Origin of the sequence: Streptomyces sp. NPDC090077, assembly GCF_044747545.1 — a bacterium.
Lineage (GTDB): Bacteria > Actinomycetota > Actinomycetes > Streptomycetales > Streptomycetaceae > Streptomyces.
The window spans coordinates 22,369-48,519 of the sequence record NZ_JBIVEG010000012.1 but is presented as its reverse complement, the minus strand read 5'-3'; the positions used below and the strand labels follow the sequence as shown (position 1 = coordinate 48,519).

At 72.2% G+C, this 26,151-nt stretch carries 27 protein-coding genes and 1 riboswitch; of the genes, 14 read left to right on the top strand and 13 right to left on the bottom strand.

What is annotated here, in order from left to right:
* The first annotated feature begins 7 nt into the window (after window positions 1-7).
* A complete protein-coding gene (locus tag ACIPW5_RS20840; RefSeq protein WP_401246826.1) occupies window positions 8-1,420 on the top strand; it encodes a PLP-dependent aminotransferase family protein in 1,413 nt (470 codons plus the stop codon).
* Here ACIPW5_RS20840 and ACIPW5_RS20835 read toward each other — a convergent pair.
* Window positions 1,401-1,826, bottom strand: a complete 426-nt coding sequence (locus ACIPW5_RS20835; RefSeq protein WP_401246823.1) for an ATP-binding protein — start codon at window positions 1,824-1,826, stop codon at window positions 1,401-1,403. The genes ACIPW5_RS20840 and ACIPW5_RS20835 overlap by 20 nt on opposite strands.
* A 108-nt stretch (window positions 1,827-1,934) precedes the next feature.
* Here ACIPW5_RS20835 and ACIPW5_RS20830 point away from each other — a divergent pair, with 108 nt between their 5' ends.
* Genes ACIPW5_RS20830 through ACIPW5_RS20820 form a run of 3 tightly spaced genes read left to right on the top strand, consistent with a single transcriptional unit; the run spans window position 1,935 to window position 3,138 of the window.
* Window positions 1,935-2,762 carry a helix-turn-helix domain-containing protein gene (locus ACIPW5_RS20830; RefSeq protein WP_401246820.1) on the top strand — a complete coding sequence of 276 codons (828 nt, stop codon included), beginning with the start codon at window positions 1,935-1,937 and terminating at the stop codon, window positions 2,760-2,762.
* Window positions 2,759-2,950, top strand: a complete 192-nt coding sequence (locus tag ACIPW5_RS20825; RefSeq protein WP_401246818.1) for a DUF397 domain-containing protein — start codon at window positions 2,759-2,761, stop codon at window positions 2,948-2,950. The genes ACIPW5_RS20830 and ACIPW5_RS20825 overlap by 4 nt, the downstream gene beginning before the upstream one ends.
* On the top strand, window positions 2,947-3,138 hold the full coding sequence (locus ACIPW5_RS20820; protein WP_401246815.1) for a DUF397 domain-containing protein: 192 nt from the start codon (window positions 2,947-2,949) through the stop codon (window positions 3,136-3,138). Before ACIPW5_RS20825 ends, ACIPW5_RS20820 begins: the two co-directional genes overlap by 4 nt.
* On the opposite strand, the gene ACIPW5_RS20815 is transcribed toward ACIPW5_RS20820, so the two are convergent.
* Window positions 3,135-3,953, bottom strand: a complete 819-nt coding sequence (locus ACIPW5_RS20815) for a hypothetical protein (protein ID WP_401247214.1) — start codon at window positions 3,951-3,953, stop codon at window positions 3,135-3,137. The genes ACIPW5_RS20820 and ACIPW5_RS20815 overlap by 4 nt on opposite strands.
* A gap of 98 nt (window positions 3,954-4,051) precedes the next feature.
* On the opposite strand from ACIPW5_RS20815, the gene ACIPW5_RS20810 reads away from it, so the two are divergent.
* Both ACIPW5_RS20810 and ACIPW5_RS20805 read left to right on the top strand, forming a co-directional pair.
* Window positions 4,052-4,354, top strand: a complete 303-nt coding sequence (locus ACIPW5_RS20810; protein WP_401246812.1) for a hypothetical protein — start codon at window positions 4,052-4,054, stop codon at window positions 4,352-4,354.
* A 6-nt stretch (window positions 4,355-4,360) separates the two neighbouring features.
* Window positions 4,361-5,557, top strand: a complete 1,197-nt coding sequence (locus tag ACIPW5_RS20805) for a glutathionylspermidine synthase family protein (protein ID WP_401246809.1) — start codon at window positions 4,361-4,363, stop codon at window positions 5,555-5,557.
* Here ACIPW5_RS20805 and ACIPW5_RS20800 read toward each other — a convergent pair.
* Both ACIPW5_RS20800 and rocD read right to left on the bottom strand, forming a co-directional pair.
* On the bottom strand, window positions 5,547-6,113 hold the full coding sequence (locus ACIPW5_RS20800) for a hypothetical protein (protein ID WP_401246806.1): 567 nt from the start codon (window positions 6,111-6,113) through the stop codon (window positions 5,547-5,549). The genes ACIPW5_RS20805 and ACIPW5_RS20800 overlap by 11 nt on opposite strands.
* Window positions 6,114-6,234: 121 nt before the next feature.
* Window positions 6,235-7,440, bottom strand: a complete 1,206-nt coding sequence (rocD, locus tag ACIPW5_RS20795) for an ornithine--oxo-acid transaminase (RefSeq protein ID WP_401246803.1) — start codon at window positions 7,438-7,440, stop codon at window positions 6,235-6,237.
* 117 nt (window positions 7,441-7,557) lie between these two features.
* Window positions 7,558-7,648: riboswitch (ZMP/ZTP riboswitch) on the top strand.
* Window positions 7,649-7,684: 36 nt separating this feature from the next.
* Between rocD and glyA the strand changes: the two genes are divergently transcribed.
* From glyA to ACIPW5_RS20775, 4 genes are all read left to right on the top strand, one after another.
* Window positions 7,685-8,953: a serine hydroxymethyltransferase gene (gene glyA, locus ACIPW5_RS20790; protein WP_401246800.1), complete on the top strand. Its 1,269-nt coding sequence runs from the start codon at window positions 7,685-7,687 to the stop codon at window positions 8,951-8,953.
* A 188-nt stretch (window positions 8,954-9,141) separates the two neighbouring features.
* On the top strand, window positions 9,142-10,155 hold the full coding sequence (trpS, locus tag ACIPW5_RS20785; protein ID WP_401246797.1) for a tryptophan--tRNA ligase: 1,014 nt from the start codon (window positions 9,142-9,144) through the stop codon (window positions 10,153-10,155).
* A gap of 82 nt (window positions 10,156-10,237) precedes the next feature.
* Entirely contained in the window at window positions 10,238-10,822 is a 585-nt protein-coding gene (locus ACIPW5_RS20780; RefSeq protein ID WP_401246794.1) for a 2'-5' RNA ligase family protein, read from the top strand.
* A 170-nt stretch (window positions 10,823-10,992) separates the two neighbouring features.
* Window positions 10,993-11,895 (top strand): YhjD/YihY/BrkB family envelope integrity protein, encoded by a 903-nt coding sequence (locus tag ACIPW5_RS20775; protein ID WP_401246792.1) that lies wholly within the window; start codon window positions 10,993-10,995, stop codon window positions 11,893-11,895.
* Here ACIPW5_RS20775 and ACIPW5_RS20770 read toward each other — a convergent pair.
* Window positions 11,892-13,169, bottom strand: coding sequence for a D-alanyl-D-alanine carboxypeptidase family protein (locus ACIPW5_RS20770; RefSeq protein WP_401246790.1), 1,278 nt, complete (start codon window positions 13,167-13,169; stop codon window positions 11,892-11,894). The two genes, ACIPW5_RS20775 and ACIPW5_RS20770, sit on opposite strands and share 4 nt — an antisense overlap.
* Window positions 13,170-13,290: 121 nt before the next feature.
* On the opposite strand from ACIPW5_RS20770, the gene ACIPW5_RS20765 reads away from it, so the two are divergent.
* The 3 genes from ACIPW5_RS20765 (at window position 13,291) to ACIPW5_RS20755 (ending at window position 16,855) form a co-directional block, all read left to right on the top strand.
* Entirely contained in the window at window positions 13,291-13,533 is a 243-nt protein-coding gene (locus ACIPW5_RS20765; RefSeq protein ID WP_401246787.1) for an SCO4848 family membrane protein, read from the top strand.
* Window positions 13,530-15,182 carry a metallophosphoesterase gene (locus ACIPW5_RS20760; protein ID WP_401246785.1) on the top strand — a complete coding sequence of 551 codons (1,653 nt, stop codon included), beginning with the start codon at window positions 13,530-13,532 and terminating at the stop codon, window positions 15,180-15,182. The genes ACIPW5_RS20765 and ACIPW5_RS20760 overlap by 4 nt, the downstream gene beginning before the upstream one ends.
* A 116-nt stretch (window positions 15,183-15,298) precedes the next feature.
* Complete coding sequence (locus tag ACIPW5_RS20755) at window positions 15,299-16,855, top strand: ABC transporter substrate-binding protein (protein WP_401246782.1); 1,557 nt, start codon at window positions 15,299-15,301, stop codon at window positions 16,853-16,855.
* On the opposite strand, the gene ACIPW5_RS20750 is transcribed toward ACIPW5_RS20755, so the two are convergent.
* A complete protein-coding gene (locus ACIPW5_RS20750; RefSeq protein WP_401246779.1) occupies window positions 16,842-17,411 on the bottom strand; it encodes a MarR family winged helix-turn-helix transcriptional regulator in 570 nt (189 codons plus the stop codon). The genes ACIPW5_RS20755 and ACIPW5_RS20750 overlap by 14 nt on opposite strands.
* Window positions 17,412-17,536: 125 nt before the next feature.
* Here ACIPW5_RS20750 and ACIPW5_RS20745 point away from each other — a divergent pair, with 125 nt between their 5' ends.
* Window positions 17,537-18,772 carry an MFS transporter gene (locus ACIPW5_RS20745; protein ID WP_401246776.1) on the top strand — a complete coding sequence of 412 codons (1,236 nt, stop codon included), beginning with the start codon at window positions 17,537-17,539 and terminating at the stop codon, window positions 18,770-18,772.
* 31 nt (window positions 18,773-18,803) lie between these two features.
* On the opposite strand, the gene ACIPW5_RS20740 is transcribed toward ACIPW5_RS20745, so the two are convergent.
* The 7 genes from ACIPW5_RS20740 to sdhC all read right to left on the bottom strand — a co-directional run bounded on the left by ACIPW5_RS20740 (window position 18,804) and on the right by sdhC (window position 26,096).
* A complete protein-coding gene (locus ACIPW5_RS20740) occupies window positions 18,804-19,538 on the bottom strand; it encodes a TetR family transcriptional regulator (protein ID WP_401246773.1) in 735 nt (244 codons plus the stop codon).
* Between the two features lie 108 nt (window positions 19,539-19,646).
* Window positions 19,647-21,644, bottom strand: coding sequence for a bifunctional metallophosphatase/5'-nucleotidase (locus ACIPW5_RS20735; protein WP_401246770.1), 1,998 nt, complete (start codon window positions 21,642-21,644; stop codon window positions 19,647-19,649).
* An 82-nt stretch (window positions 21,645-21,726) separates the two neighbouring features.
* Window positions 21,727-22,362 carry a Uma2 family endonuclease gene (locus tag ACIPW5_RS20730; RefSeq protein WP_401246767.1) on the bottom strand — a complete coding sequence of 212 codons (636 nt, stop codon included), beginning with the start codon at window positions 22,360-22,362 and terminating at the stop codon, window positions 21,727-21,729.
* A 329-nt stretch (window positions 22,363-22,691) separates the two neighbouring features.
* Window positions 22,692-23,450 carry a succinate dehydrogenase iron-sulfur subunit gene (locus tag ACIPW5_RS20725; RefSeq protein WP_125818876.1) on the bottom strand — a complete coding sequence of 253 codons (759 nt, stop codon included), beginning with the start codon at window positions 23,448-23,450 and terminating at the stop codon, window positions 22,692-22,694.
* Window positions 23,450-25,204, bottom strand: a complete 1,755-nt coding sequence (gene sdhA / locus ACIPW5_RS20720) for a succinate dehydrogenase flavoprotein subunit (RefSeq protein WP_401246764.1) — start codon at window positions 25,202-25,204, stop codon at window positions 23,450-23,452. The genes ACIPW5_RS20725 and sdhA overlap by 1 nt, the downstream gene beginning before the upstream one ends.
* A gap of 23 nt (window positions 25,205-25,227) precedes the next feature.
* Window positions 25,228-25,710, bottom strand: a complete 483-nt coding sequence (locus ACIPW5_RS20715) for a succinate dehydrogenase hydrophobic membrane anchor subunit (protein WP_267033120.1) — start codon at window positions 25,708-25,710, stop codon at window positions 25,228-25,230.
* A gap of 5 nt (window positions 25,711-25,715) precedes the next feature.
* Complete coding sequence (gene sdhC / locus ACIPW5_RS20710; protein WP_401246761.1) at window positions 25,716-26,096, bottom strand: succinate dehydrogenase, cytochrome b556 subunit; 381 nt, start codon at window positions 26,094-26,096, stop codon at window positions 25,716-25,718.
* Between the last annotated feature and the right edge of the window lie 55 nt (window positions 26,097-26,151).

Here is a 26,151-nt window from a genome sequence, read left to right as displayed (position 1 = left end):
CATTCCCATGACGGGAACGTGGGCCACTTTCGGAGCCGACCTGCACGTGGACCTCGCCGCGGCGGCGGGCGGCCGGGGCCTGCGGGCCGCCCTGACGGAGGCGCTGCGGGAGGCCGCGCGCAGCGGGCGGCTCGCGCCCGGCACCCGGCTGCCGTCCTCCCGCTCCTTCGCCGCCGACCTGGGGATCGCCCGCAACACCGTCGCGGAGGCGTACGCGGAACTCGTCGCCGAGGGCTGGCTGACGGCCCGCCGGGGCTCGGGCACCCGGGTCGCGGAGCGGGCCAGGGTCCGCCGGGCCGCCGGCGCCCCGCAGGTGCGCCGCCCCGCGCGGCGCGGGCCCGCGTACAGCCTGGTCCCCGGCTCCCCGGACCTGGGCGGCTTCCCGCGCGGGCCCTGGCTGGCGGCGGCCCGGCGGGCCCTGGCCGACGCCCCGAACGAGGCCTTCGGGTACGCGGTGGACGTGCGCGGCCGGGCGGAGCTGCGGGAGGCCCTCGCCGGGTACCTGGCGCGGGCCCGCGGGGTGTACGCGGACCCGGACCGGATCGTGCTGTGCGCCGGCTTCGCGCACGCGCTCCGGCTCCTCGGCGGGGTGCTGCGGGGGCGCCGGGTGCGGGAGGTGGCGGTGGAGGGGTACAGCCTCGACATCCACCGGGACCTGCTGTCCGGCGCCGGTCTGGTGACCCGCCCGCTCTGGGTGGACGGGGCCGGGGCCCGCACCACGGACCTGGCCGGGCTCGGCCCCCGCACCGGCGCCGTGCTGCTGACCCCGGCGCACCAGTTCCCGACGGGCGCGGCCCTCACCCCCGAGCGGCGGGCGGCGGCCGTGGACTGGGCGCGGACCACGGGCGGGGTGATCCTGGAGGACGACTACGACGGGGAGTTCCGCTACGACCGCCAGCCCGTCGGCGCGCTCCAGGGCCTGGACCCGGACCGGGTGGTGTACCTGGGCACCGCCAGCAAGTCCCTGGCCCCCGGGCTGCGGATGGGCTGGATGGTGCTCCCGCCGGACCTGCTGGGGGAGGTGCTGGCGGCGAAGGGCGACACCGACTGGACGTCCAGCGCGCTGGACCAGCTGACCCTGGCGGAGTTCATCGCCTCCGGGGCGTACGACCGCCACGTACGCGGCATGCGCCTGCGGTACCGGCGCCGCCGGGACGACCTCCTCGCCGCGGTGGCGGGACGCGTCCCGGTGTCCGGCATCGCGGCGGGACTCCACGCGGTGCTGGACCTCCCGCCGGGCACGGAGCGGTCCATCGTCCAGGCCGCCGCCTGGCAGGACCTCGCCCTGGAGGGCCTCGCCCGCTTCCGCCACCCGGACTCGGCGATGCCGCCGAGGGAGGCCCTGGTCGTCGGCTACGGCACCCCGCCGTCCAGCGCCTGGACCCCGACCCTGGCGGCGCTCACGGCCGTACTCCCGTAGCGGTCCGCCCCCGTCGGGCCACCTCGGCCCATACGGTCTTGCCGATCACCCGGCCGGTGACGCCCCAGGCGTCGGAGAGCTCCTCGACGATCCGCAGCCCGTAGCCGTGGCCGTCTCCGGCGGGGCGCAGGTCGGGCTGCTTCCCGGAGTGCGCGTCGGACACCTCCACCCGCAGGACCCCGTCCAGATGTCGGAGCCCGAGCTCGAAGTCCCGCCCCGGCACGGAGCCGTGGACCACGGCGTTGGTCGCCAGCTCCGCGACGACCTGCGCGACCCGGTCGGACTCGTCCCCGCCGAGCGGGAAGTCCCACCGGCACAGTTCGAGCACCGCCAGATGCCGGGCGAGGCGTACGCCTCGTCGGGTGCTGCTGAACCGCTGGCGCCATTCGTATCCGGCGTCGGGCATGCCGGGACTCCTCTCCGTAGCCGTATCACTACCAGGCGGGTTCAGAGTGGTCCGTTGCCGGGAAGCGTTCAACGTGTCAGGGGAGGACGAAAGGTCGGTGGGAGCCCTGTGAACATCAAGGAGTTGAACCCGGACAGCTCGCCGCAAGCCGCGTACGGCGCACGTCTGCGCGGTATGCGGGTGGCGCGCGGCTGGAGGCAGGAGGAACTGGGCGAGCGGATGGGGTATTCGAGCACCCACATCTCGGCCGTGGAAACCGGTCGCAAAGTTCCGACCTTGCGGTTTTCGCGAGGTGTGGACGCGGCTCTCGGTGTCGGAGACACGTTCGAGCGCCTGTCGCTTGAGATCCGTCACGGCGCGCTGCTGGAGGGCTTTCCGGAGTACGTCGGCTATGAAGGCCGGGCGGTGGAGCTCCGTCTCTTCGAGATCGGGATCATCCCCGGACTGTTGCAGACGCCCGAGTACGCGCGGGTCTTGGCGGACAGTGCCGTGCAACGAGGGGCCATCACGCCAGAGTTCGCGGCCGAGCGGGTCGCGTTCCTCGCTGAGCGGCAGGAGGCGCTGGAGCGCGTGCGACCGCCCATGGTGTTCGTGGTGATGGACGAGAGCTGCATCCGGCGGCCCGTCGGCGGCCCGGAGGTGATGGGTGCCCAACTGGAGCGCCTGGTCGAGTTCGCTGCTCGGCCGCACACGATGCTCCAGGTCGCGCCGTACGAGATTGGGGAGCGGCGGCCGTTCGACCTCCCGGTCAATCTGCTGACCCTCGCCGACCGGTCGGTCGCCGCCTACGCCGAGTCCCAGTCGCAGGGCCACTTGGACCGCGAAACCGTCTCGGTGCTGCCCATGCTGACGGCCTACCATCAGCTTCAGGCCGAAGCCCTGTCCCAGGCGGCATCAGTGGCCATGATCAATGAGGTACGAAAGGGCACCCCGTGACGACCAGGTCCGATTTCCCCCGTTGGTTCAAGTCCTCCTACAGCAACAACGGCGGCAACTGCGTCGAGGTAGCCGTCAACCTGCCCGGCATCGTCCCGGTCCGGGACTCGAAGACCTTCGGCGGGCCGGTGCTGAACTTCCGTGCGGAGGCATTCGCCGTGTTCGTGGCGGGTATCAAGGCCGCATGACGACCTCCCCCGACGTACCCCGCTGGCGCAAGTCCTCCTACAGCGCCAACGGTGGTGACTGCGTCGAGGTCGCCACCAACCTGCCCGGCATCGTCCCGGTCCGGGACTCGAAGACCCCCGGCGGCCCGGTGCTGGAATTCGGCGCGGCGGCATTCGCGGCGTTCCTGGACGGGGTCAGGGCCGGCTAGGCCTCCGGTTCCCCGAAGCGGGACAGGGCCAGGGAGCCCGCCACCGCCACGGCGAAGCCGGCCACGGCCAGCCAGGTCAGGCCCTCGCGGGTGCGGTCGCCGAGCCAGGCCACGCCCACCAGCGCCGGGCCGATCGTCTCGCCCAGGATCATGCCCGCCGTCGCCGCGGTCACCGAGCCGCGCTGCAGGGCGGAGGTGAGCAGCAGGAACGCCGCCGCCCCGCCCAGCAGCAGCGCGTACAGCGCCGGGTTGCGGAGTTCCTCCAGCGAGACGGAGTCGATGAGGCGGACGGCCACCTCCACCACCCCGAAGCCCGTCCCCGCCGCCAGGCCGAGCACCAGCGCCCGCGAGCGGTCCGGCAGGTGCCCCGCCGCCGCGCCGACCACCAGGACGAGCCCGGCCACGCCCAGCAGGCCCCAGCCCAGCGCGGGCGTCCCGGTTCCCGAGCCCTCCTCCCCGGAGGCCAGCCCGAGCATCAGCAGCCCCGCGCACACCACCCCCACCGCGGCCCACTCCAGCCGCGACAGCGGCGTCCGCAGCAGCCGGGCCGCGACCACCGCCGTCACCGCCAGGCTCGCGGCCAGCGCGGCCCCCACCGCGTAGATCGGGAGGTGCCGCAGGGCGATGATCTGGAGCACGAACCCGACCGCGTCCAGCCCGAGCCCCGCCAGGTACCGCCACTGCCGCACCGCCCGCAGGAACAGCCCCGGGTCCACCCCGGAACCGCCGCCCGGCCGGGCCGCCGCCCGGGCCGCCATGGCCTGGAGCACCGACGCGGTACCGAAACAGACCGCCGCACCCAGCGCGCAAACCATCCCAATCAACACGAAGCGACTGTAAGTCACCCGTCGTGACAAGGGTGTGACGACGGCCGGATTCCATCCCCCCGCACCACCGCTCTAGGGTGCAGGCCATGGATACCGGCAACACGACCAGACGACGCATGCGCTCCGGCGCGGTCGCCCTCGGCGGCATGGGCCTGCTCGCCGCCACCCTCGTCGCGTGCGGGAGCAGCGACGAGCCCGACAAGCGCTGCGCCTCCCGCTCGTCGCTGGACCACCTGAACATGAAGGAGTGCAAGAGCGGCGGCCGCGGCGCGTACTACTACGGCGGCAAGGTCAGCAACGGCAAGGTGACCGGCGGCAGCTTCGACAAGTCCGCCGTCACCCGCGGCGGCATCGGCGGCCACAGCAGCTCCGGCTCCTCCGGCGGCTGAGCGCACATGCAGCGGCACACCATCGAACCGCGCCCGGACTGGCAGAAGACCGTCGAGGAGCAGGGGCTGATCTACCCCCTCACCCGCTACCCCGACGACTCCCTGCGCCCCTACTGGGACGAGAGCGCCTACTACTCCTTCTCGCTCCCGGAGGTCGAGGCGCTGGAGGACGTGGTCGAGGACCTGCACGCCATGTGCCTGGCCGCTGCCGCGCACATCGTCGACACCGACCGCTTCGCGGACCTCGGCATCACCGATCCGGAACTGGCCGCCAAGATCACCGAGTCCTGGCGGCGGCGCGCCGAGCAGCCCTCCCTCTACGGCCGCTTCGACCTGCGCTACGACGGCGCCGGCGAGCCCGCCAAGCTGCTGGAGTACAACGCCGACACCCCGACCTCCCTGGTCGAGGCGGCCAGCCCGCAGTGGTTCTGGATGGAGGAGCGCTTCCCCGGCGCCGACCAGTGGAACTCCCTCCACGAGCGGCTCGTCGAGGCCTGGCGGCGCCAGGCCGAGCTGCTGCCGCCGGGCCCGGTGCACTTCGCGCACTCCGAGACCGACGAACTCGGCGAGGACCTGATGACGGTCGCCTACCTCCAGGAGACCGCCGAGCAGGCCGGGCTGGAGACGCACGCGCTGTCGGTGGAGATGATCGGCTGGGACAGCCTGTCGGGCCGGTTCGTGGACGAGAAGCTCCGCTTCATCCGCAGCTGCTTCAAGCTCTACCCGTGGGAGTGGCTGGCCGGCGACGACTTCGGCCCGCAGGTGCTCGACACCTACGACCACGGCGGCGGCTCGGGCACCACTGCCTGGATCGAGCCGCTGTGGAAGATGCTGCTCGCCAACAAGGCGCTGCTGGCGATCCTGTGGGAGCTTTTCCCCGAACACCCGAACCTGCTGCCCGCCTACCTGGACGGCCCCCGCGAACTGGCCGACACCTGCGGGTACGTCGCCAAGCCGCTGCTGGGCCGCGAGGGCGCCGGGGTCACGCTGCACGGGGCGGGCGCGGACGGCGAGCCGTTCGTCCCGGCCGAGGGGGAGACGTACGTGTTCCAGGCGCTGGCCCCGCTGCCCGACTTCGACGGCAACCGCGTCGTGCTCGGCGCGTGGGTCGTCGAGGAGGAGGCGGCGGGGCTCGGCATCCGGGAATCGGCGGGGCCGGTCACGGACGAGTACGCCCGCTTCCTGCCGCACGTCATCCTGTAGAGGAGCTCCCGCAGATCCGGGCGTAGGACTGGGTGGCGCCCGCCGTCCAGCCCTTCCAGTAGTTCTCGGAACGGGTGGTCTGGCTCTTGTCGGCCACGGGCTGCGCCTTGCAGCCTTCCTGGCCGGCCTGCCGCCCGGCGACGACGCCGCTCAGGTAGCCCCTGCGGTAGTCCTGCTGGGTTCCCTGGGGGGTGGTGGACGAAGGGGGCTTGGCCGCTGCCACCTTGCAGTTCACGAAGACGAAGTTCTGGTCCTCGTTGACCGCGAGGACGGTGTAGTCGACGTTCTTCTGGAACCGCTGGAGCCGGAAGTTCCCGTTCGCGTCGATGTTCAGCCGCTCGGTGCTCTCGCCGTCGTTGAGGTTGCGCGGGGCGGTGAACCCCTCGCCGGTGATGACGACGAACTTCCCCGACGGGTCGGGGGTGACCGTGCAGCTGGCGGCGGGGACCGCGGCCGGCGCGGCGGACGCCGGCACCGCGAGGGCGGCGGCGGTGCCGAGGGCGACGGAGGACGCCAGGGCGGCGCACAGCAGGGTGTGTCGGTTGCGTCGGTGCATGGGGGTGCTCCCATCGGAGGGTCGGCCCGGCGCAGGCCGGGGACGCGCACCCGTACGGGTCCTCCCATCGTCCGGCGGGCCGCCCGCCCTGTCCACCGCAGCGGCGGGCGACCGGCCGCCGTCAGGCGGAGAGTACCGACCGCAGCCGGTCCAGCCCCCAGTCCAGGTCCTCCTTGGAGATCACCAGCGGCGGCGCGATCCGGATCGTCGACCCGTGGGTGTCCTTCACCAGGACGCCGAGCTCCATCAGCTTCTCGGAGACCTCGCGGCCCGTCCCGAGCGCCGGGGCGATGTCCACGCCCGCCCACAGTCCGCGGCCGCGCACGGCGGTCACCGCGCCGGAGCCGGCCAGCAGGTTCAGCTCCCGGTGCAGGTGGTCGCCGAGTTCCGCGGCGCGCTGCTGGTACTCGCCGGTGCGCAGCATCGCGATCACCTCCAGGGCGACGGCGCAGGCGAGCGGGTTCCCGCCGAAGGTGGACCCGTGCTCGCCCGGCCGGAACACCCCGAGCACGTCCCGGTCGGCGACCACGGCCGACACCGGCACGACCCCGCCGCCGAGCGCCTTGCCGAGGACGTACACGTCGGGCACGACGTCCTCGTGCTCGCACGCGAAGGTCCGGCCGGTGCGGCCCAGGCCCGACTGGATCTCGTCCGCCATGAACAGCACGTTCCGCCGGCGCGTCAGCTCCCGTACGCCCGCCAGGTATCCGGCGGGCGGGACCAGCACCCCGGCCTCGCCCTGGATCGGCTCCAGCAGCACGGCCACGGTGTTCGCGGTGACGGCGGCGTCGAGGGCGGTCAGGTCCCCGTACGGGACGATCTCGAAGCCGGGCGTGTAGGGGCCGTAGTGGTCGCGGGCCTCGTGGTCGGTGGAGAAGGACACGATGGTCGTCGTCCGGCCGTGGAAGTTGTTCGCGGCGACGACGATCTTGGCCTGGCCGTCGGGGACGCCCTTGACCTCGTACCCCCACTTGCGGGCCGTCTTGACCGCCGTCTCCACCGCCTCCGCGCCCGTGTTCATGGGCAGCACCATCTCCTTGCCGCACAGCGCGGCCAGTTCGGCACAGAAGTCGGCGAAGCGGTCGTGGTGGAAGGCGCGGGAGGTGAGGGTGACCCGCTCCAGCTGCGCGCGGGCGGCGTCGATGAGCCTGCGGTTGCCGTGGCCGAAGTTGAGCGCCGAGTACCCGGCGAGCATGTCGAGGTACCGGCGGCCCTCCACGTCGGTCATCCACGCGCCCTCCGCCGACGCGACGACGATCGGCAGGGGGTGGTAGTTGTGCGCGCTGTGTGCGTCGGCGGAGCGGATGGCATCAGCAGTTCTCGACACGGGGTCTCCGATCGTCCGGCTGGCTGGTGGCGCGAGTGACGTGGGTGACGTCCTTTGTATCGTCGCTCGGATCGTGGAACCGGAAACCTCCTCGGTGCCGCGCCCGCTATGGTGTTCGGTACGCACGGCGACTGGCGTACGGAGAACCAACTCCGGGGGAGTCGTGCGCGCACGACCGCACACAGGGCCGCTCGCCTGGGCCTCGCGGGGACGAGATCCGATCATCGACCCCGGAGGAGCCGCGATGACCGCGCACCGCCAGCCCGCCCTGTTCGCCACCGACCCCGACCTCGCCGCGCTCGTGTCCGCCGAGGAGACCCTCCAGGCCGAGACCCTGCGGCTGATCCCCAGCGAGAACTACGTCTCCGCGGCCGTGCTGGAGGCGTCCGGCACCGTCCTGCAGAACAAGTACAGCGAGGGCTACCCGGGCCGCCGCTACTACGAGGGCCAGCAGAACATCGACCGCGTCGAGGCCCTCGCGATCGAGCGGGCCAAGGGCCTCTTCGGCGTGGACCACGCCAACGTCCAGCCGTACTCCGGCTCCCCGGCCAACCTGGCCGTCTACCTGGCCTTCGCCAAGCCCGGCGACACGGTGATGGGCATGGCCCTGCCGATGGGCGGCCACCTGACGCACGGCTGGGGGGTCTCGGCCACGGGCTCCTGGTTCCGCGGCGTCCAGTACGGCGTCCAGCCCGACACCGGGCTCATCGACTACGACGCGGTCCGCGCGCTGGCCCTGGCCGAACGCCCGAAGATCATCTTCTGTGGCGGTACCGCCCTGCCCCGCACCATCGACTTCGCGGCCTTCGCCTCCATCGCCGAGGAGGCCGGCTCGATCCTGGTCGCGGACGTGGCCCACATCGCGGGCCTGATCGCGGGCGGCGCCCACCCCTCCCCGGCGGGCCACGTGGACGTGATCTCCACGACCACGCACAAGACCCTGCGCGGCCCGCGCGGCGCGATGCTGATGTGCAGGGAGGAGCACGCGAAGGCCATCGACAAGGCGGTCTTCCCCGGCCTCCAGGGCGGCCCCCACAACCAGACGACGGCGGGCATCGCGGTGGCCCTGCACGAGGCCGCCCAGCCGTCCTTCGTCTCGTACGCGCACGCGGTCGTGGCCAACGCGAAGGCGCTGGCCGCGGCCCTGCTGGAGCGGGGCTTCGACCTGGTCTCGGGCGGCACGGACAACCACCTGATCCTCATCGACCTCACCGGCAAGGACGTCCCGGGCAAGGTCGCGGCGAAGGCGCTGGACCGGGCCGGGATCGTCGTCAACTACAACACCGTGCCGTTCGACCCGCGCAAGCCGTTCGACCCGTCCGGCATCCGGATCGGCACCCCGTCGCTGACCTCGCGCGGTCTGGGCACCGAGCACATGCCGGTGGTCGCGGAGTGGATCTCCCGCGCCGTGGACGCCGCCGCCAAGGCCGACGAGCCGGCCCTCGCCGGCATCCGCGCCGAGGTCTCGTCCCTCATGGCGGCCTTCCCGGCCCCGGGGCTCCCGCTGGCCTGACGTACTGGGCCGGTGGGTCGGGTGCGGGTGGTGGGCCGCTGCGCGGAGCGGGGTCCCCTACCCGCCCTTCCACCGTTCCCCGGGCTCTGCCCGGACCCCCGCGCCTCAAACGCCGGCGAGGCTGTATCCAGCCCCGCCGGCGGAGGGGTCCGGGCCGAGGCGGCCCACGCAGGTGGAAGAATGGGGCCATGGCTTCTGACCGTCCTCGCGCGCTCTCCGGCATCCAGCCCACCTCCGGCTCGTTCCACCTCGGGAACTACCTCGGAGCGATCCGCCAGTACGTCGCCCTCCAGGAGACGCACGACGCCTTCTACATGGTCGTCGACCTCCACGCGATCACCATGCCGCAGGACCCGAAGGAGCTCCGCGCGAACACCCGGCTGTCCGCCGCGCAGCTCCTCGCGGCCGGCCTGGACCCCGAGCGGTGCACGCTCTTCATCCAGAGCCACGTCCCGGAGCACGCGCAGCTCGGCTGGGTCATGAACTGCCTCACCGGCTTCGGCGAGGCCAGCCGGATGACCCAGTTCAAGGACAAGTCCGCCAAGGGCGGGGTCAACAGCGCCAGCGTCGGCCTGTTCACGTACCCGATCCTCCAGGTCGCCGACATCCTCCTCTACCAGGCGAACGCCGTCCCGGTCGGCGAGGACCAGCGCCAGCACATCGAGCTGACCCGCGACCTGGCCGAGCGCTTCAACCAGCGCTTCGGCCAGACCTTCACCCTCCCCGCCGCGCACATCGTCAAGGAGGTCGCGAAGATCTACGACCTCCAGGACCCGGCGATCAAGATGTCGAAGTCCGCGTCCTCCCCCAAGGGCCTGATCAACCTCCTCGACGAGCCCAAGGTCACCGAGAAGAAGATCAAGAGCGCGGTCACCGACACGGACACCGTGATCCGCTTCGACACCGAGAACAAGCCCGGCGTCAGCAACCTGCTCACGATCCTCTCCACCCTCACGGGCGAGTCGATCCCGGCCCTGGAGGCCTCGTACGAGGGCAAGGGCTACGGAGCGCTCAAGACCGACCTCGCCGGCGTGATGGTCGATTTCGTCACACCCTTCCGCCAGCGCACCCAGGAGTTCCTGGACGACCCGGAGACCCTGGACTCCTTGCTGGCCAAGGGCGCGGAGAAGGCCCGGGCGGTCGCCGCCGAGACCCTGGCGCAGGCCTACGACCACCTCGGTTTCCTGCCCGCCAAGCACTGACGGACCTCGGGCCCCTGGCGGCAGAGGGGGTGCTGCCGCCACACTGGCGGCAGCACCTCGTACACACACCAAGGAGACACACGTGGGGACCGTAACGCTCGGCGTTTCGATCGCGGTCCCGGAGCCGTACGGCCGCCAGCTCCAGGAGCTGCGCGCCGGCTTCGGGGACGCCGCCGCGCACGGCATCCCCACGCACGTCACCCTCGTACCGCCCACCGAGGTGGAGACGGACCGGCTGCCCGCCGTCCGCGCCCACCTGGCGGCGGTCGCCAGGTCCTTCCCGGCCTTCCCGATGCGGCTGGAGGGCACGGGGACCTTCCGGCCCCTCTCCCCGGTCGTCTTCGTCCGGCTCGCCGAGGGCACCCCGGGCTGCACCCGCCTCCAGGGCGAGGTGCGCGACCCCGAGGGGCCGCTCGCCCGCGAGCTGGCGTTCCCGTACCACCCGCACGTCACGGTCGCCCACGGGATCTCCGAGGAGGCGATGGACCGGGCCTACGCCGAGCTCGCCGACTACGCCGCCGGCTGGCTGTGCGAGGGCTTCGCGCTCTACGAGCAGGGCTCGGACGGGGTCTGGCGCAAGCTGCGCGAGTACCCCTTCGGCACCGGCGCCGCCGGCGTTCCCGCACAGCCCGCGCCGCCGGCCGGCGCGGCGGTGCCGCGCCCCTGACGCAGGGGCCGCAGGGCCCGGTGCGCGCGGAAGCGGAGACCCCGCAGCAGCAGGGTGTGGAAAGGGCTGGCCTGGGGACGATCCGTAGGGCGAAAAGTCACAATCGACGACCGTAGCGCCCAAAACCGGCAATCCCTGCTATTTCGCTCGCCTCATTTACGGTGGCCCCCATGGACTGGCTGAAGAAACTCCCGGTGGTCGGACCGGCGGCCTCCGCCGCCATGCGGACCCACGCCTGGCGTTCGTACGAGCGCCTCGACCGCGTGCACTGGTCCCGGCTCGCCGCCGCGATCACCTTCATCAGCTTCCTCGCGCTCTTCCCGCTGATCACCGTCGCCGCCGCGGTCGGCGCCGCGCTGCTCAGCCAGGAGCAGCTGGACAAGCTCCAGAAGACCCTCGCCGAACAGGTCCCCGGGATCTCCGACCAGCTCGACCTGGAAGGGCTCGTCGCCAACGCGGGCGCCGTCGGACTCGTCGCCGGAGCCCTCCTCCTCTTCACCGGAATCGGCTGGATCGGCTCGATGCGCGACTGCCTGCGCGCCGTCTGGGACAAGGACGATGAGGACGAGGGCAACCCCGTCCTGCGCAAGGGCAAGGACGCCCTGGTCCTGCTCGGCCTCGGCGGCGCCGCCCTCGCCTCCGCCGCCGCCTCGACCATCGGGGCCAGCGCGGTCGGCAAGTCCGCCGAGCTCCTGGGCATCCCGCGGGAGGGCGCGGGCGGGGCGCTGCTGCGCGCCGCGGCCTTCGGCGTCGGCGTCCTCGCGGCCTTCCTGCTGCTGCTCTACCTGCTGACCCTGCTGCCCGGGGTCGAGCCGCCGCGCGGCCGCCTGATCCAGGCGGGACTCATCGGCGCGGCGGGCTTCGAACTGCTGAAGCTGCTGCTCAGCGGCTACATGCGGGAGGTCGCGGGCAAGAGCATGTACGGGGCCTTCGGCGTGCCGATCGCCCTGCTGCTGTGGATCAACTTCACGGCGAAGCTGCTCCTGTTCTGCGCGGCCTGGACGGCGACCCGCGACGACGAGGGGGCCGAGGAGACCGCGGAGGGCGCGGAGGCCTCCGAAGCGACGACCTAGTCCGCGGCGGGTCCGCCTCCCCCCGGGCCGCGGCGGCCGCGCGGCCAGCGGCGGTTGACCACGAAGGCCCCGCCGGCCAGGACGGCCAGCGCCCCGCCCGCGATGCCGAGGGCCGTGCCGAGCCCGCTGCTGCCGGAGGACTCGCCGCCCGCCGCGTGGTCCCCCTTCTCGTGCGAGGTGGCGGGGGAGCCGTGCGGGGAGGTGTCCGCGCTCTTCGGGGGCACCAGCTCGCCGACCGGCTTGACCTTCCCGGCCGCCGCGAACCCCCAGTCGAAGAGCTCGGCCGTCTCCTCGTAGACCGAGTTGGCCCCGCCGTTGTCCGGGTTCATCACGGTCACCAGCAGCTTCTTGTCGCCGCGCTGGGCGGCGCCGGTGAAGGTGGACCCGGCCATGGTGGTGTTGCCGTTCTTCACCCCCGCGATGCCCTTGTACGGGGTGATGCCGCCGGCTCCGGTCATCAGCCGGTTGGTGTTCTGGATCTCGAAGTACTCGCGGGGCCGGCCCGCCTCCTGCCTGCCGGGGAACTTCGCCTCCGCCGTCCCGCAGTACTCGCGGAAGTCCTGCTTCTGGAGTCCGGAGCGGGCGACGAGGGTGAGGTCGTACGCGCTCGACACCTGCTCGGGCGCGTCGTAGCCGTCCGGGGACACCACGTGGGTGTCCAGCGCCTGGAGCTCCTCGGCGTGCGCCTGCATGTCCTTGACGGTCTTGTCGATGCCGCCGTTCATGGCCGAGAGCACGTGCACGGCGTCGTTCCCGGAGCGCAGGAACACGCCGAGCCAGAGGTCGTGGACGCTGTAGTCGTGGTCCTCCTTGACCCCCACCAGGCTGCTGCCCGGTCCGACGCCGTCCATGTCCTGGTCGGTGACGTGGTGCACCTGGTCCTTGGGGAGGCCGGGCAGCACGGTGTCGGCGAAGAGCATCTTCATGGTCGAGGCCGGGGGCAGCCGCCAGTGGGCGTTGTGCGCGGCGAGCACCTCGCCGGTCTCGGCGTCCGCGACGATCCAGGACCGGCCGCTGAGGTTGGCGGGCAGGGCGGGGGCGCCGGGCAGCGGGTTGACCTGGGTCCCCGGCTGACCGAGGCGGGCGCCGCCGACGGTGGACATCGAGGGCGGCGGCGCCGGGGCGTTCGGCGCCTTCGGGGGCTGCCCCTTCCCGTCGGCCGCGGGGGGCGGCGTGGGCGCGGCGAGCGCGGGCGTGCTCGCCGGCGCCACGAGCGCCGCCGGGACCAGGAGTGCGGCGGAAAGGACCGTCAGTGCGGTCTTCTTGGCAGACACGCAGGTGAACGTACATCCCGATGGACTGCCTGGCGTCCGGGACCGGCCAACCGGGCCCAACCACCCCCGGTACGGCCCACCCCTGCGCGTCCGTCCTGGGGACGAATCCGATACTGGGGGCATGAAACTCAGCCGTACCGCGTCCTGGTTCCTCGCAGCGTTCGGAGCTTGGTCCTGGGTGATCTGGTCCACGTTCGTCAAGAACCTCTTCAATGACGCCAGCGGTCTGGCATTCGATGACGGTCAGCCCACGGCCTACTTCTGGGTGCACCTTCTCCTGGCGGTGGCGTCCTTCCTCTTGGGGACCGCCGTTGGTGTGATCGGGTTGCGCAGCGTCCTCGCTCTGCGACGTGAATCACGATGACCGTGTTTGTGGTGATTGTGGCGGTGGTTGCGGTACTGGCGCTCCTTGCGTTGGTCCACCGGTGGCTGTGGGTCCGCCTGGTCCGCGACACGACCCGTCCGGGCGGGCCGGCCCGGAGGGCGGGCACCGTCCTGGCCTTCGCCCTGCCGCTGCTGGCGCTGGCCGCGCTGACGGCGGGGCGGGCGGGCGCGCCGTTCTGGCTGGAGCGGTTGGTGGCGTGGCCGGGGTACATGTGGCTCGCGGTGCTGCTGTATCTCACGATGGCGCTGGCCGTGGCGGAACCCATCCGCCACCTGTGGCTCCGCCGGCTCGCCCAGCCCCCGACTCCTCCATCGCCGGAGGGGCTCGAACCGGCTCCCGGGGCGCAGCCCCAGTCCCCGGCGGAGCCGGTGCGTTCCGGCGGTCGTCCCGTTCCCGTGGGCGGGGTGGCCGGGGTGGGACCGGCTGCGCCGGGTGGTGTGGCCGCGGGCCCCGCTCCTCAATCGCCGGAGGGGCTTGAAATGGCCCCCGGGGCGCAGCCCCAGTCCCCGGCGGAGCCGGGTGGGGGGCCGGGGGCGGAGCCCCTGGAGCCTGCACGGGCCGCTACTGCCGCGTCCGCCGCAGGCGGGGAATCCGGGGCGGAGCCCCGGGCGGGGGCTGGGGCGGAGCCCCAGTTGCGGGAAGGGGCGGGTAGGGGAACGGCCCCGCAGGGCCCGGACACCGCCGCCCGGCCGACCGACGCCCCCGCACCGGTCGCACCCGGTACGGCCGACGGCCTCGACGCCCCCGCACCCGGGACGGCCACCGCACCCGGCACCGTCGGCGCGCCGAGCGCCCCCGCAGGGGTCGGGCGGCGGGTGTTCGTGGCGCGGGTGCTCGGTGGGGCGGCGGCGGTCGCCGCCGCAGGGGTGGTCGGGAACGGGACCTACGGTGTGCTCCGCGGGCCCCGCGTGAAGCGGGTGCAGGTGCCCCTCGCCCGGCTGCCCCGCGCCGCGCACGGGTTCCGGATCGCCGTCGTCAGCGACGTCCACCTCGGCCCGGTGCTGGGCCACGCCCACACCCGCCGCATCGTCGACACCGTCAACCGCACCCAGCCCGACCTCATCGCCATCGTGGGCGACCTCGTGGACGGCGACGTCCGCGACCTCGGCCCGGCCGCCGAACCGCTGCGCGAACTCCGCTCCCGCCTCGGCAGCTTCTTCGTCACCGGCAACCACGAGTACTTCTCCGGCGCCCAGCAGTGGGTGGACCACGTCCGCGAACTCGGCCTCACCCCGCTGGAGAACGCCCGCCGCGAGCTGCCCCACTTCGACCTCGCCGGGGTCAACGACGTCCAGGGCGAGAAGGAGGGCAAGGGCCCCGACTTCCAGGCGGCCCTCGGCGACCGGGACCGCGCCCGGGCCTCCGTACTCCTCGCCCACCAGCCGATCGTGATCGACGAGGCCGTCCGCCACGGGGTGGACCTCCAGCTCTCCGGACACACCCACGGCGGCCAGCTGTGGCCCGGCAAGTACCTGGCCGAGCTGGCGAACCCGACCGTCGCCGGTCTGGAGCGCTACGGCGACACCCAGCTGTACGTGTCCCGGGGCGCGGGCGCCTGGGGGCCGCCGGTGCGGGTCGGGGCACCGTCCGACATCACCGTCGTAGAACTCGCCTCATACCAGGCCTGACCTGGTCCGACCGGGCATCGCGGGCCTTCCCGTGGCTGATGTTCCGTGATTCAGTGACCGATATCCGGAGAGTGTGTTCGGATATCGGTCACTGGGGAACGGGACGGGGTTCGGGGATGCGGTCTGTCCGCTCGAAGGTGATCGCGGCCGGGCTGGTCCTCGGCGCGGCCGGCGTCGGTGCCTGGCAGCTGCTGCCCTCCGACGAGGAGGGCCGCGGTGCCATCCGCGTCGGCACGACCGACGTGGTCTCCGCCCTCGACCCGGCGGGCGCCTACGACGCCGGCTCCTGGGCCCTGTTCGGCAACATCTACCAGTCGCTGCTGACCATCAAGCCCGGCTCCGCCACCCCGGTCCCGGACGCCGCGTCCTCCTGCAAGTTCATCGGGCAGAAGCTGACCACCTACCAGTGCGAGCTGCGCCCCGACCTGACCTTCGCGGGCGGCCGCGCCGTCACCGCCGAGGACGTGAAGTTCTCCTTCGACCGGATCCGGCAGATCAACTCCGACCAGGGGCCGGCCCCGCTCTTCACCAACCTCCAGTCGGTCAAGGCCGAGGGCCGCACGGTCACCTTCAACCTGGCCTCCCGCGACGCCACCTTCCCCTTCAAGATCGCCACGGGCGCCGCCTCGATCGTCGACAAGGACCGCTACCCGGCCAAGGCGCTGCGCGAGGACGGCAAGGCGGACGGCTCCGGCCCGTACACCCTGGCCGCGTACCGCCGGGGCGCCAGTGCCGAACTGCGGCCCAACCCGGCGTACAAGGGGCAGGGCGGCCCCGCCCGGGCGCTGGTCACCGTCCGGTACTTCAAGGACTCCGCACAGCTCGACAAGGCCTGGCGGGACCACGAGGTCGAGGTGGCGCACCGGGACATGCCCCCGGCGGTGCTCGCGGGCCTCAACCCGGGCCTGAAGGACACCCGCTACCAGGCCACCGGCGGCACGGAGACCCGTAACCTCGTCTTCAACGTCCGCCCGGGGTCCGCGGTGGAGAAGCCGGCCGTGCGCCAGGCGGTGGCGGCCGTCCTGGACCGCTCCAAGATCGCCGGGGACGTCCACAAGGGCACCGTCACCCCGCTGTACTCCCTGGTCCCGGCGGGTGTGCCGGCGCACAGCACGCCCTTCTTCGACGCCTATCCCGCACCCAACGGCGCGGCCGCCCGCAAGCTCCTGCGCGAGGCCGGGATCACAGTGCCGGTCCCCGTCACCCTCGGGGTCAACGCGCGCGGCGCGAACCTCGCCGAGGCCGAGGAGATCAAGCGGCAGCTGGAGTCGACGAACCTCTTCCAGGTGAAGATCACGTCCGTCGAGGCCTGGGAGGACTTCCAGAAGGCCTACGCGGCCGGGCGGTTCGACGCCTACACGATCGGCTGGATCGCCGACTTCCCGGACGCGGACAACTTCCTCGCGCCGCTGGTCGGCCGGGAGTCCAGCATGAACAACGGCTTCTCCGACAAGTACGTCGACGAGCTGATCACCCGCACCCAGGCGCACGGCGAGCGCGCGAACGCCGCCGCGGACTTCCGCGAGCTCCAGCGGGTGGTGGCCCAGCAGGTGCCCATGCTGCCGATCTGGCAGAAGAAGGACTACGTCCTCTCGCGCGAGGCCGTCACCGGCTCCCAGTTCCTCTCCGACGGCACGGGCGTCTGGCGGCTGTGGGAGCTCAACTGGCTGTAGGGGCCGCGAGGGTGTCCCCGTGCGCCAGCAGCAGGGTGCGCAGGGGGCCGGCCAGCGCGTCGCAGGTCGCGCGGTCCAGGGGGGCCAGCAGGCTCGCGTAGTGCCCCAGGTGCTCCTCCATGACCGTGTCGGCCAGGGTGCCGCCCGCCTCGGTCAGGCGGATGCGCACCGAGCGGCGGTCGGCCTCGTCGCGGACCCGCTCGACCAGGCCCTTGGCCTCCAGCCGGTCGATCCGGTTGGTGATCGCGCCCGAGGTCACCATGGCGGCCGGGATCAGCGCGCCGGCGGTCATCGCGTACGGGGGGCCGGACCGGCGCAGGCTGACCAGTACGTCGAACTCGCCCACCTCCAGGCCGTGTTCGGCGGTGAAGGCCTTGAGGTACTTGTCGATGATCCGGTTCATCCGGGAGATCCGGGCCAGCACCTCGACGGGCCACAGCGCCTCCGCGAGGTCGGGGCGCTCCTGCCGCCACTCGCCGACGATCGCGGCCACGACGTCCTGGTCGTTGCCCTTGTCCCCGCCCTTGTCCATCTCCGTCTCCATCTCCGTCTCCATGGCCCCGAGAATACCTCAACGTTAAGACACTTGACGTTGAGGGAGTCTCTCTGTTTTTATCTCAACGTTGAGATTATCAAGGTTGAGATTGCCAAGGTTGAGGGATGAAGGGGAGTGGGTCGTCCATGACGGTCACCACCGGCAGCAAGAGAAGCGCGGCACCGGCACCGGCACCCGCCACCACCCGGGCGCCCGTCCCGGTCTTCTGGCTCGCCCTGCTGGCCACCCCCATCGCCGCCGGGGCCAACGCGCCGGTGCTGATCCTCCCGGACATGGCCCGCTCGCTCGGGGTCGCCGACGCCACCGCCGCCTGGCTGCTCACCGCCTTCGGCTGGGCCATGGCCACCGGCACCCCGCTGATGGCCGGACTCCTGCGCCGCCGGGGCCTGGCCCCGGTGCTCCGCCTGGCCGCCGCCCTCGTCCTCGGCGGGACCCTGCTGGTCGCCGTCTCGCCCTGGCTCCCGCTCACCCTCCTCGGCCGCTGCGCCCAGGCCGCGGGCGGCGCCGGACTGGTGGCGGCGGCGATGAGCCTCGCCGGGACCGCCCGCCGGATGGGCGTCATCAGCGCCGGCTTCGGCATGCTCGGCGCCTCCGGGCCGCTGCTCGGCCGGACCCTCGCCGACGGCGCCTCCTGGCGGCTCGCCCTCGCCGTCCAGGCCGTCGCCCTGCTGGCGGTGCCCGCCGTGCTCCGCCACGCCGGCGGCCGCACGGCACCGGCCCCCGCGGGCCCCTTCGACGGGCGCGGCGCCGCCCTGCTGACCGCCCTCGCCACCGCACTGGTGCTGCTGCCGACCCAGCCCCTCGCCGCCCTCGCCGGTGCCCTCGCCGCCGCCGTGCTGCTCACCCTGCACGTACGCCGCCGCCCCGACGGGTTCGTGCCCGCCCTGCTGCTCGGCCGGCCGGTGTTCGTGGTCTCGGCGCTGCTCGCGCTGGCGCTGTCGACCTCCTACTTCACCCTGCTCTTCTCCGTGCCGCGGCTGCTCACCGACCGGGCCGGCTGGGACGCCGCCTCCGCCGGTACCGGGCAGCTGATCGCGCTGCTGGCCGGGGCGGCCCTGTCCTGGCTGCTCGCCGCCGCCTCGGCCCGGATGGGCCGCGCCGCCGTCCGTACGGTGCTCGTCGCGGCCGGCACCGCCGCCGCGCTCACGGGCGTCCTCGCCTCGTCCGGCCTGCTGCTGGTGGCGGCCACCGCGGTGGGCGTGTTCACCGCCAGCGCCGCCAACGCCGTCCTGTCCACCCACGCCGTCTCGGCCGCCCCCGACGAGGCCCACCGGCCCAGCGCCATCGGCCTGTTCACCCTCTGCTACCAGCTCGGCGGCGCCTTCGGCCCGGCGGTGGCCACCCTGCTCGTCCTGGGCTGAGCCGGCCCCGGCCGCCCCGGTCCCCGGACCCTCACTCCTCGCCGGGGTGGGGGTCCGAAGCGCGCTTCCCGCCCCGCGCGGCCGCCGTCTGGGCCATGCCCGGCAGGAAGTCCGCGAACAGCTCGTGCACTTCGCGGACCAGCGGGCGCAGCACCCGGAACCGGGCCAGCACGATGCCCCGCGTGGTCAGCTGCGCACCGCGCTCGGCGAGCCGCCGCGTCTTCTCGCTGCCGGGCGAGCGGTCGAAGACCCAGTACAGGACCAGACCCATCTGCGAGAGCCACATCAGCTCCGGCAGCACGTCGGCCAGTTCGGCCGGCACCTTGGTCTTCGCCCCGGCCAGCACCTCGCGGTGGATGTCGATGGCCGCCTTGCGGGCCGCCTCCGACTCCGCCGAGAAGGGACTGAGCGGACTCTCCGGGTCCGCCGCGTTCTTGAAGAACTGCGAGGCGAACTCGTGGTAGGGCTCCGCGACGTCCAGCCAGCTCGTCAGCACCCCGGCGAGCCGCTTCTGCAGATCGGGCTCGTGGTCCAGGATCGGCCGGACCACGGCCTGGTGGGCCGCGCCGATCCGGTCGTAGAAGCCCTGGACGAGGTGCTCCTTCGACTCGAAGTAGTAGTACGCGTTGCCGACCGAGACCCCCGCCTCCTTGGCGATGCCCCGCATGGTCGTCTTGTCGAACCCGCGCTCCTGGAAGAGCCGGAGCGCGGTTTCGAGGATGAGCGTGCGGGTCTGCTCGCTCTTGGGCGCCTTCTGATCTGTCACGGTGTTTGACTTTATCGGGGTGCGGAGCCGTGGTCGTCACGGGCCGCTTCCCGGACTGCGCCCCGGAATTGGTCCATACCGCGTGCCGCACCCGCGGGGCGGATCCGTTCAGCAGGGCGGCCGGAAACCCCAGGGCGTGCCGGGCGGGCGGTCCGCCGCGACGAGGGCCGCCTCCGGCCGGGGCATCGGGGAGCCGTCCGAGAACAGGTAGGGCTCCGGCTCCAGGACGGTGCCGACATCGGCGCCGCGCCGGGTCGTGTTCGCGGCCGTCACCCGGTTCAGCGGCGCGGGGGTCAGCGTCTGCGTCTCGCGGACGTACGCGACGAAGCTCTCGTAGTCCCGCTGGTGGCGGTACGGGGCCTGGAAGCCGCCGAGCGCCCCGTACCCGTCGTGCGCCAGGAAGGTGTACGAGGGGGCGGCGAGCCGGTAGGTCCGGGCCGGGTCCAGCGGGACGCCGTCGACGAACACGTCCGCCGGGCTGACGCGGTCCCCGACCCGGCCCCGGGCGTCGAAGGTGTAGCGGACGTTCCGGGAGACGGCGAGCGGGGCGAAGAGCAGTTCGCCGCTCGCCGCCGTCGTCCACTGCTGCTCCAGGGCGTCGTGGATCTGCTGCCCGGTCACCGTCGCGCTGACGACGGGGTCGCCGAAGCCGACGGCCCGCCATACCCGGCCGAAGGTGACGGCCCCGCCCGAGGCCGCGTCGCGCGGCAGATCGCCCGCGATGACGGCCTGCCCCACCCGGGGCGCGGCGGCGACCAGCGCGAGCTGGGCCGGCACGTTGGGGTGGACGTTGGCGTCGTTCTCCGGATCGGTGGGGCGGCGGCCCGCCCACAGCGCCCAGTCGGCGACCAGGTCGCCCATGGTGGACTCGCCCGCCGTGTTGCGGGTCCGGGAGAACGAGCCGGTCTGCCGGCCGATCCGGGTGGCGTCGCGGGCGGCGGCCTGGCCGGCCCAGTAGTCGACGACCTCCTTCAGCGCCGGATCGGGGGCGACGTCACGGGTGTTGGGATGGTTCGTGGACACGGTCAGCTCGCGCACCACCTTCCCGGTCGCCGGGTCGAGGCGGAGGCTGATCTCGTTGATCAGCTGGCCGTGGCAGCCCGCCTCGACGAACGGACGGGGCACCCCGTCCGGGTCGGGGACCATCATGTTGAACCGGGTGTGCCAGTGCCCGGTGACGATGGCGTCGATGTCGGGGGAGACCCGCAGCGCCAGGTCCAGGGCCGGACCGGAGGGGTCCGCGCCGCTGTTGAAGTCGGCCCCGGCCACGGCCCCGTCATGGATGCTGAGCACGATGGCGCCCACCCCCTGGGCCTTGAGCAGGGCCGCGTACCGGTCGGCGGTGGCGACCTCGTCGAGGGTGGCCAGCCCCGGCTGGTAGGAGCCGGGCATCAGCTCGGTGCCGAGGGCGGTCAGGTGGATGAAGCCGATCCGCAGCTCCTGGCCGGCGGCGGTGCGGACCGTCTCGACGTTGTACGCGGGCAGCACCGTGCGCCCGTCGGCGCCCCAGACGACGTTGGCGCTGTGGTAGCGGAAGTCGGCCCCGTGGAAGCGGGCGCCGGAGGAGTCGGTGAAGGAGGCGTCCCGGCCCTCGACGGGGAACGGCACGCCCTGCTCCATGTGCCGCCGCAGCATGGCGGGGGACTTGTCGAACTCGTGGTTCCCGGCGGTCGCGAAGTCCAGCCCCATCCGGTTGAGGGCCTCGATGGTGGGCTCGTCGGCGAAGGCGGCGGCGTCGAACTCCCACCCGGCGAAGGCGTCCCCGGGGGTGAAGAAGAACGAGTTGGCCCGCCCGTCCCGCAGCCGGGCGAGGTGGGCGGCCATGTACGCGACCCCGCCGACGGTGTAGCTCCGCCCGCCGTTGCCGCTGATCACGGAGTTGCCGCCGGGGGCGGCCTGGAGGTAGCCGTGCAGGTCGGTGATGTTCAGGAGCTGCACGTCCACGTACTCGGCGGCGGTGGCGGCGTCCCGTGCGTGCTCGGTGGCGTGGGCGGGGGTCCCGGTGGCGAAGGTGGCGGCGACGGTCCCCAGCGCGGTGAGGAACGTCCGCCGCCCGAACTGCTGCGAACTCCGGTCCGGACATGCGGTCTTGGCGAGCCTCGTCACATCCGCCCATGCTCCCGCCCCCGACCGCCCGTGTCGACGCGCCGGGCCGTGTTCCGGCCATCCGCACCGGTTGGGGGTGCCTTCAGTCCTCTGGTCGGGGTTCGGCCGGGCGGCCCGCTACGAGGAGTTCTTCCACGTCGAGGGTGACCTTGGCGCCGATGGAGTCGGGGAGGGTGGCGACCTCGCCCGACGCGTAGACGCGATGGCCGGCGTAGTCGCCGTCCCGGGGGTCGGTCAGCACGTGCAGCCGCTGGTGCTGCCGGTTCACGATGACGTAGACCGGGATCATGGCGTCGGCGTACGCGCTGACCTTGGAACGGAGGTCGGTGTTGTAGTTCGACGAGGTCACTTCCAGGACCAGGCGGAAGACCGCCGGGTCGTAGCAGTTGTGCTCGACCAGATGCTCCTTGACGTCGCCGTCGACCACCGCGAGGTCCGGGATCGCATAGTCCTCGGGCCCGCCGGGCAGCCAGAGGCCGATGCCCTGGACGATCTTCGACTCGGGACCGTGCAGACCGGCGCTCATGAACGGGATCATGAGCTCCGTCAGGGCCAGCGCGTGCGGGGCGTCCGGTGGCGGGGTCACGGTGAGCTGGCCTCCGATGATCTCGACGCGGTAGCCGGGGAGTCGTTCCGTGAGCTCGGCGGCCGTTTCGAGGAGGGTCGGGGGCCGCCCCGCGCCGCCGTGCTCGGGGTGCTCGACGGGTGCTGTGGACATTCCGGGCCTCCCGATGGGATGGGTCGAGGCCATCATCGTAGGACGGGGTCCCGCTCCGGCGCCGGATGCGGCCGCTTCACGGGATCGGGTGGCCGCTCAGACCGTCGCGCCGAGGATCTGGAGGACCCGGCCGACGGTGGTGTCCGGTTCCACGCCCGGACCATCGTGCCGTCCGAGACCGTGTCCTGGGGACCGCGAGCCTGCCGAGAGCAAGATCCCCGGACCATCGGTGTCACCCCCGGCCCGACCCTGACCCGCCCCCGAGCGCACCCGAGGCCCGCACCCCGGAACGGGGTACGGGCCTCGGGCTCGGGCTCAGCCGGAAGGGATCAGAAGCGGCGCGTGATCAGGGCGCGCTTGACTTCCTGGATCGCCTTCGTGACCTCGATGCCGCGCGGGCACGCGTCGGTGCAGTTGAACGTCGTGCGGCAGCGCCACACGCCGTCCTTGTCGTTCAGGATCTCCAGCCGCTGCTCGCCGGCCTCGTCGCGCGAGTCGAAGATGAAGCGGTGGGCGTTGACGATCGCCGCCGGGCCGAAGTACTGGCCGTCGTTCCAGAACACCGGGCACGAGGACGTGCACGCGGCGCACAGGATGCACTTGGTGGTGTCGTCGAAGCGCTCGCGGTCCTCGGCGGACTGCAGGCGCTCGCGCGTCGGCTCGTTGCCCTTGGTGACCAGGAACGGCATGACGTCGCGGTAGGCCTGGAAGAAGGGCTCCATGTCGACCACGAGGTCCTTCATCACCGTGAGGCCCTTGATGGCCTCGACCGTGATGGGCTTCTCCGGGTTGATGTCCTTGATCAGCGTCTTGCAGGCGAGCCTGTTCTTGCCGTTGATCCGCATCGCGTCGGAGCCGCAGATGCCGTGCGCGCACGAGCGGCGGAAGGTCAGCGTGCCGTCGAGGTCCCACTTGATCTTGTGGAGACCGTCGAGCACGCGCTCCTTCGGGTCGATCTCGATCTGGAAGTCCTGCCACTCCGCCTCGGCCGAGACCTCGGGGTTGAAGCGGCGGATCCGGAAGGTGACCGTGATGTTGTGCGAGGCCGCGGCCTCGGCCTCGACCTTGTCCAGGGTGGGGGTGGCCATCAGTACTTACGCTCCATCGGCTGGTAGCGGGTGACGACGACGGGCTTGTAGTCCAGGCGGACCGAGTCCTTGCCGTCGGCGTCGACCTCGCGGTACGCCATGGTGTGGCGCATGAAGTTGACGTCGTCGCGGTTCGGGTAGTCCTCGCGGTAGTGACCGCCGCGGGACTCCTTGCGCGCCAGGGCGGAGACGGCCATGACCTCGGCCAGGTCGAGCAGGTTGCCCAGCTCGATGGCCTCCAGCAGGTCCGTGTTGAAGCGCTTGCCCTTGTCCTGGACGGACACGTTCTTGTAGCGCTCGCGCAGCTCCGCGATCTTCTCGACCGCGGTCTTGATGGTCTGCTCCGTACGGAACACCATCACGCACGCGTCCATCGTCTCCTGGAGCTCCAGGCGCAGGTCGGCGACCCGCTCCTTGCCCGTGGAGTTGCGCAGGTGCTCGACCAGGTCGGCGACCTGCTGCGCCGGGTTCTCCGGCAGCTCGACGTAGTCGTTCTCGGCCGCGTACTTGGCCGCCGCGATGCCGGAGCGCTTGCCGAAGACGTTGATGTCCAGCAGCGAGTTGGTGCCCAGGCGGTTGGCGCCGTGCACCGACACGCACGCGACCTCGCCGGCCGCGTACAGGCCGGGGACGACGGTGGTGTTGTCCGACAGGACCTCACCCTCGACGTTGGTCGGGATGCCGCCCATGGCGTAGTGCGCGGTGGGCTGGATCGGGATCGGGTCCGTGTAGGGCTCGATGCCGAGGTAGGTGCGCGCGAACTCCGTGATGTCCGGGAGCTTCGCGTCGAGCTGCTCCGGCGGGAGGTGCGTCAGGTCCAGGTACACGTGGTCGCCGGCCGGACCGCAGCCGCGGCCCTCGCGGATCTCGGTGTAGATGGAGCGCGAGACGACGTCACGGGACGCGAGGTCCTTCATGACCGGCGCGTACTTCTCCATGAAGCGCTCGCCGTCCTTGTTGCGGAGGATGCCGCCCTCACCGCGGGCGCCCTCCGTCAGCAGGATGCCCATGCGCCAGATGCCCGTCGGGTGGAACTGGAAGAACTCCATGTCCTCCAGCGGCAGGCCGCGGCGGTAGCAGGCCGCCTGGCCGTCACCCGTGAGGGTGTGCGCGTTGGAGGTCACCTTGAAGAACTTGCCGGTGCCGCCGGAGGCGTAGATGACGGACTTGGCCTGGAACACGTGGATCTCGCCGGTGGCGAGCTCGTACGCGACCACACCGGCCGACTTCTTGACGCCGTCCTCCTCGACCAGGAGCTGGTCCAGGACGTAGAACTCGTTGAAGAACTCCACGCCCTCCTTGACGCAGTTCTGGTACAGCGTCTGGAGGATCATGTGGCCCGTGCGGTCCGCGGCGTAGCAGGACCGGCGGACCGGCGCCTCGCCGTGGTTGCGGGAGTGGCCGCCGAAGCGGCGCTGGTCGATGGTGCCGTCCGGGGTGCGGTTGAACGGCAGGCCCATCTTCTCCAGGTCGAGGACCGCGTCGATGGCCTCCTTCGCCAGGATCTCGGCGGCGTCCTGGTCGACCAGGTAGTCACCGCCCTTGACCGTGTCGAAGGTGTGCCACTCCCAGTTGTCGTCCTCCACGTTGGCCAGCGCGGCGGCCATGCCGCCCTGAGCGGCGCCCGTGTGGGAGCGGGTGGGGTAGAGCTTCGTCAGCACGGCGGTGCGGCTGCGCTTCGTCGCCTCGATGGCGGCGCGCATGCCCGCGCCACCGGCGCCGACGATGACGGTGTCGTACTTGTGGATCTTCATCTGTTTCGCCTCAGCCCCGTTGCCTAGCGGATGTTCGGGTCGAAGGTGAAGATCACCAGCGTGCCCAGAAGGATGGTGAACACCGTGGCGGTGTAGAGCAGGCCCTTCAGCCACAGCCGCGTGTTGGCGCGCTCCGCGTAGTCGTTGATGACGGTACGCAGGCCGTTGGCGCCGTGCAGCATGGCCAGCCACAGCATCAGCAGGTCCCAGACCTGCCAGAACGGGGACGCCCAGCGGCCGGCCACGAAGGCGAAGCCGATCTTGGAGACGCCGCCGTCCAGCACCAGCTGGATCAGCAGGTGGCCGATGACGAGGACGACGAGCACGATGCCCGAGAGGCGCATGAAGAGCCACGCGGCCATCTCGAAGTTGCCGCGGGTAGAGCGCGGGGTCTTGCCCGTGCGCTTGCGCGGGGCCTCGATGTACGGCGCCGGGTTGTCGGTGTCGTAGAGGGAAACGCCCTCCACGTCGCCGATCGCCTTGGCGGAAGAAGTGTCAGAAGACATGCGTGTCACTTCCCGAACAGTTCGAGGTAGGCGTGGCCGAGGACGGGGTACAGGGCCCCGATCATCAGGACGACCCAGACGCCCACGACGCTCCAGAGCATCTGCTTCTGGTAGCGGGGGCCCTTGGACCAGAAGTCCACGGCGATGACACGGAGACCGTTGAGCGCGTGGAACAGGATGGCGGCGACGAGGCCGTACTCCAGCAGCGCGACGATCGGCGTCTTGTAGGTAGCCACCACGTCGTCGTACGCCTCGGGGGAGACGCGGACGAGAGCGGTGTCGAGGACGTGTACGAACAGGAAGAAGAAAATGAGGACGCCGGTGACTCGATGAGCCACCCAGGACCACATTCCTTCCCGGCCGCGGTACAACGTTCCAGCCGGCACGGAAAACCCTCCGGAAGCGGGGCGGGGGCCAGCCGGCTTCTTTGTCGGTCGGGCC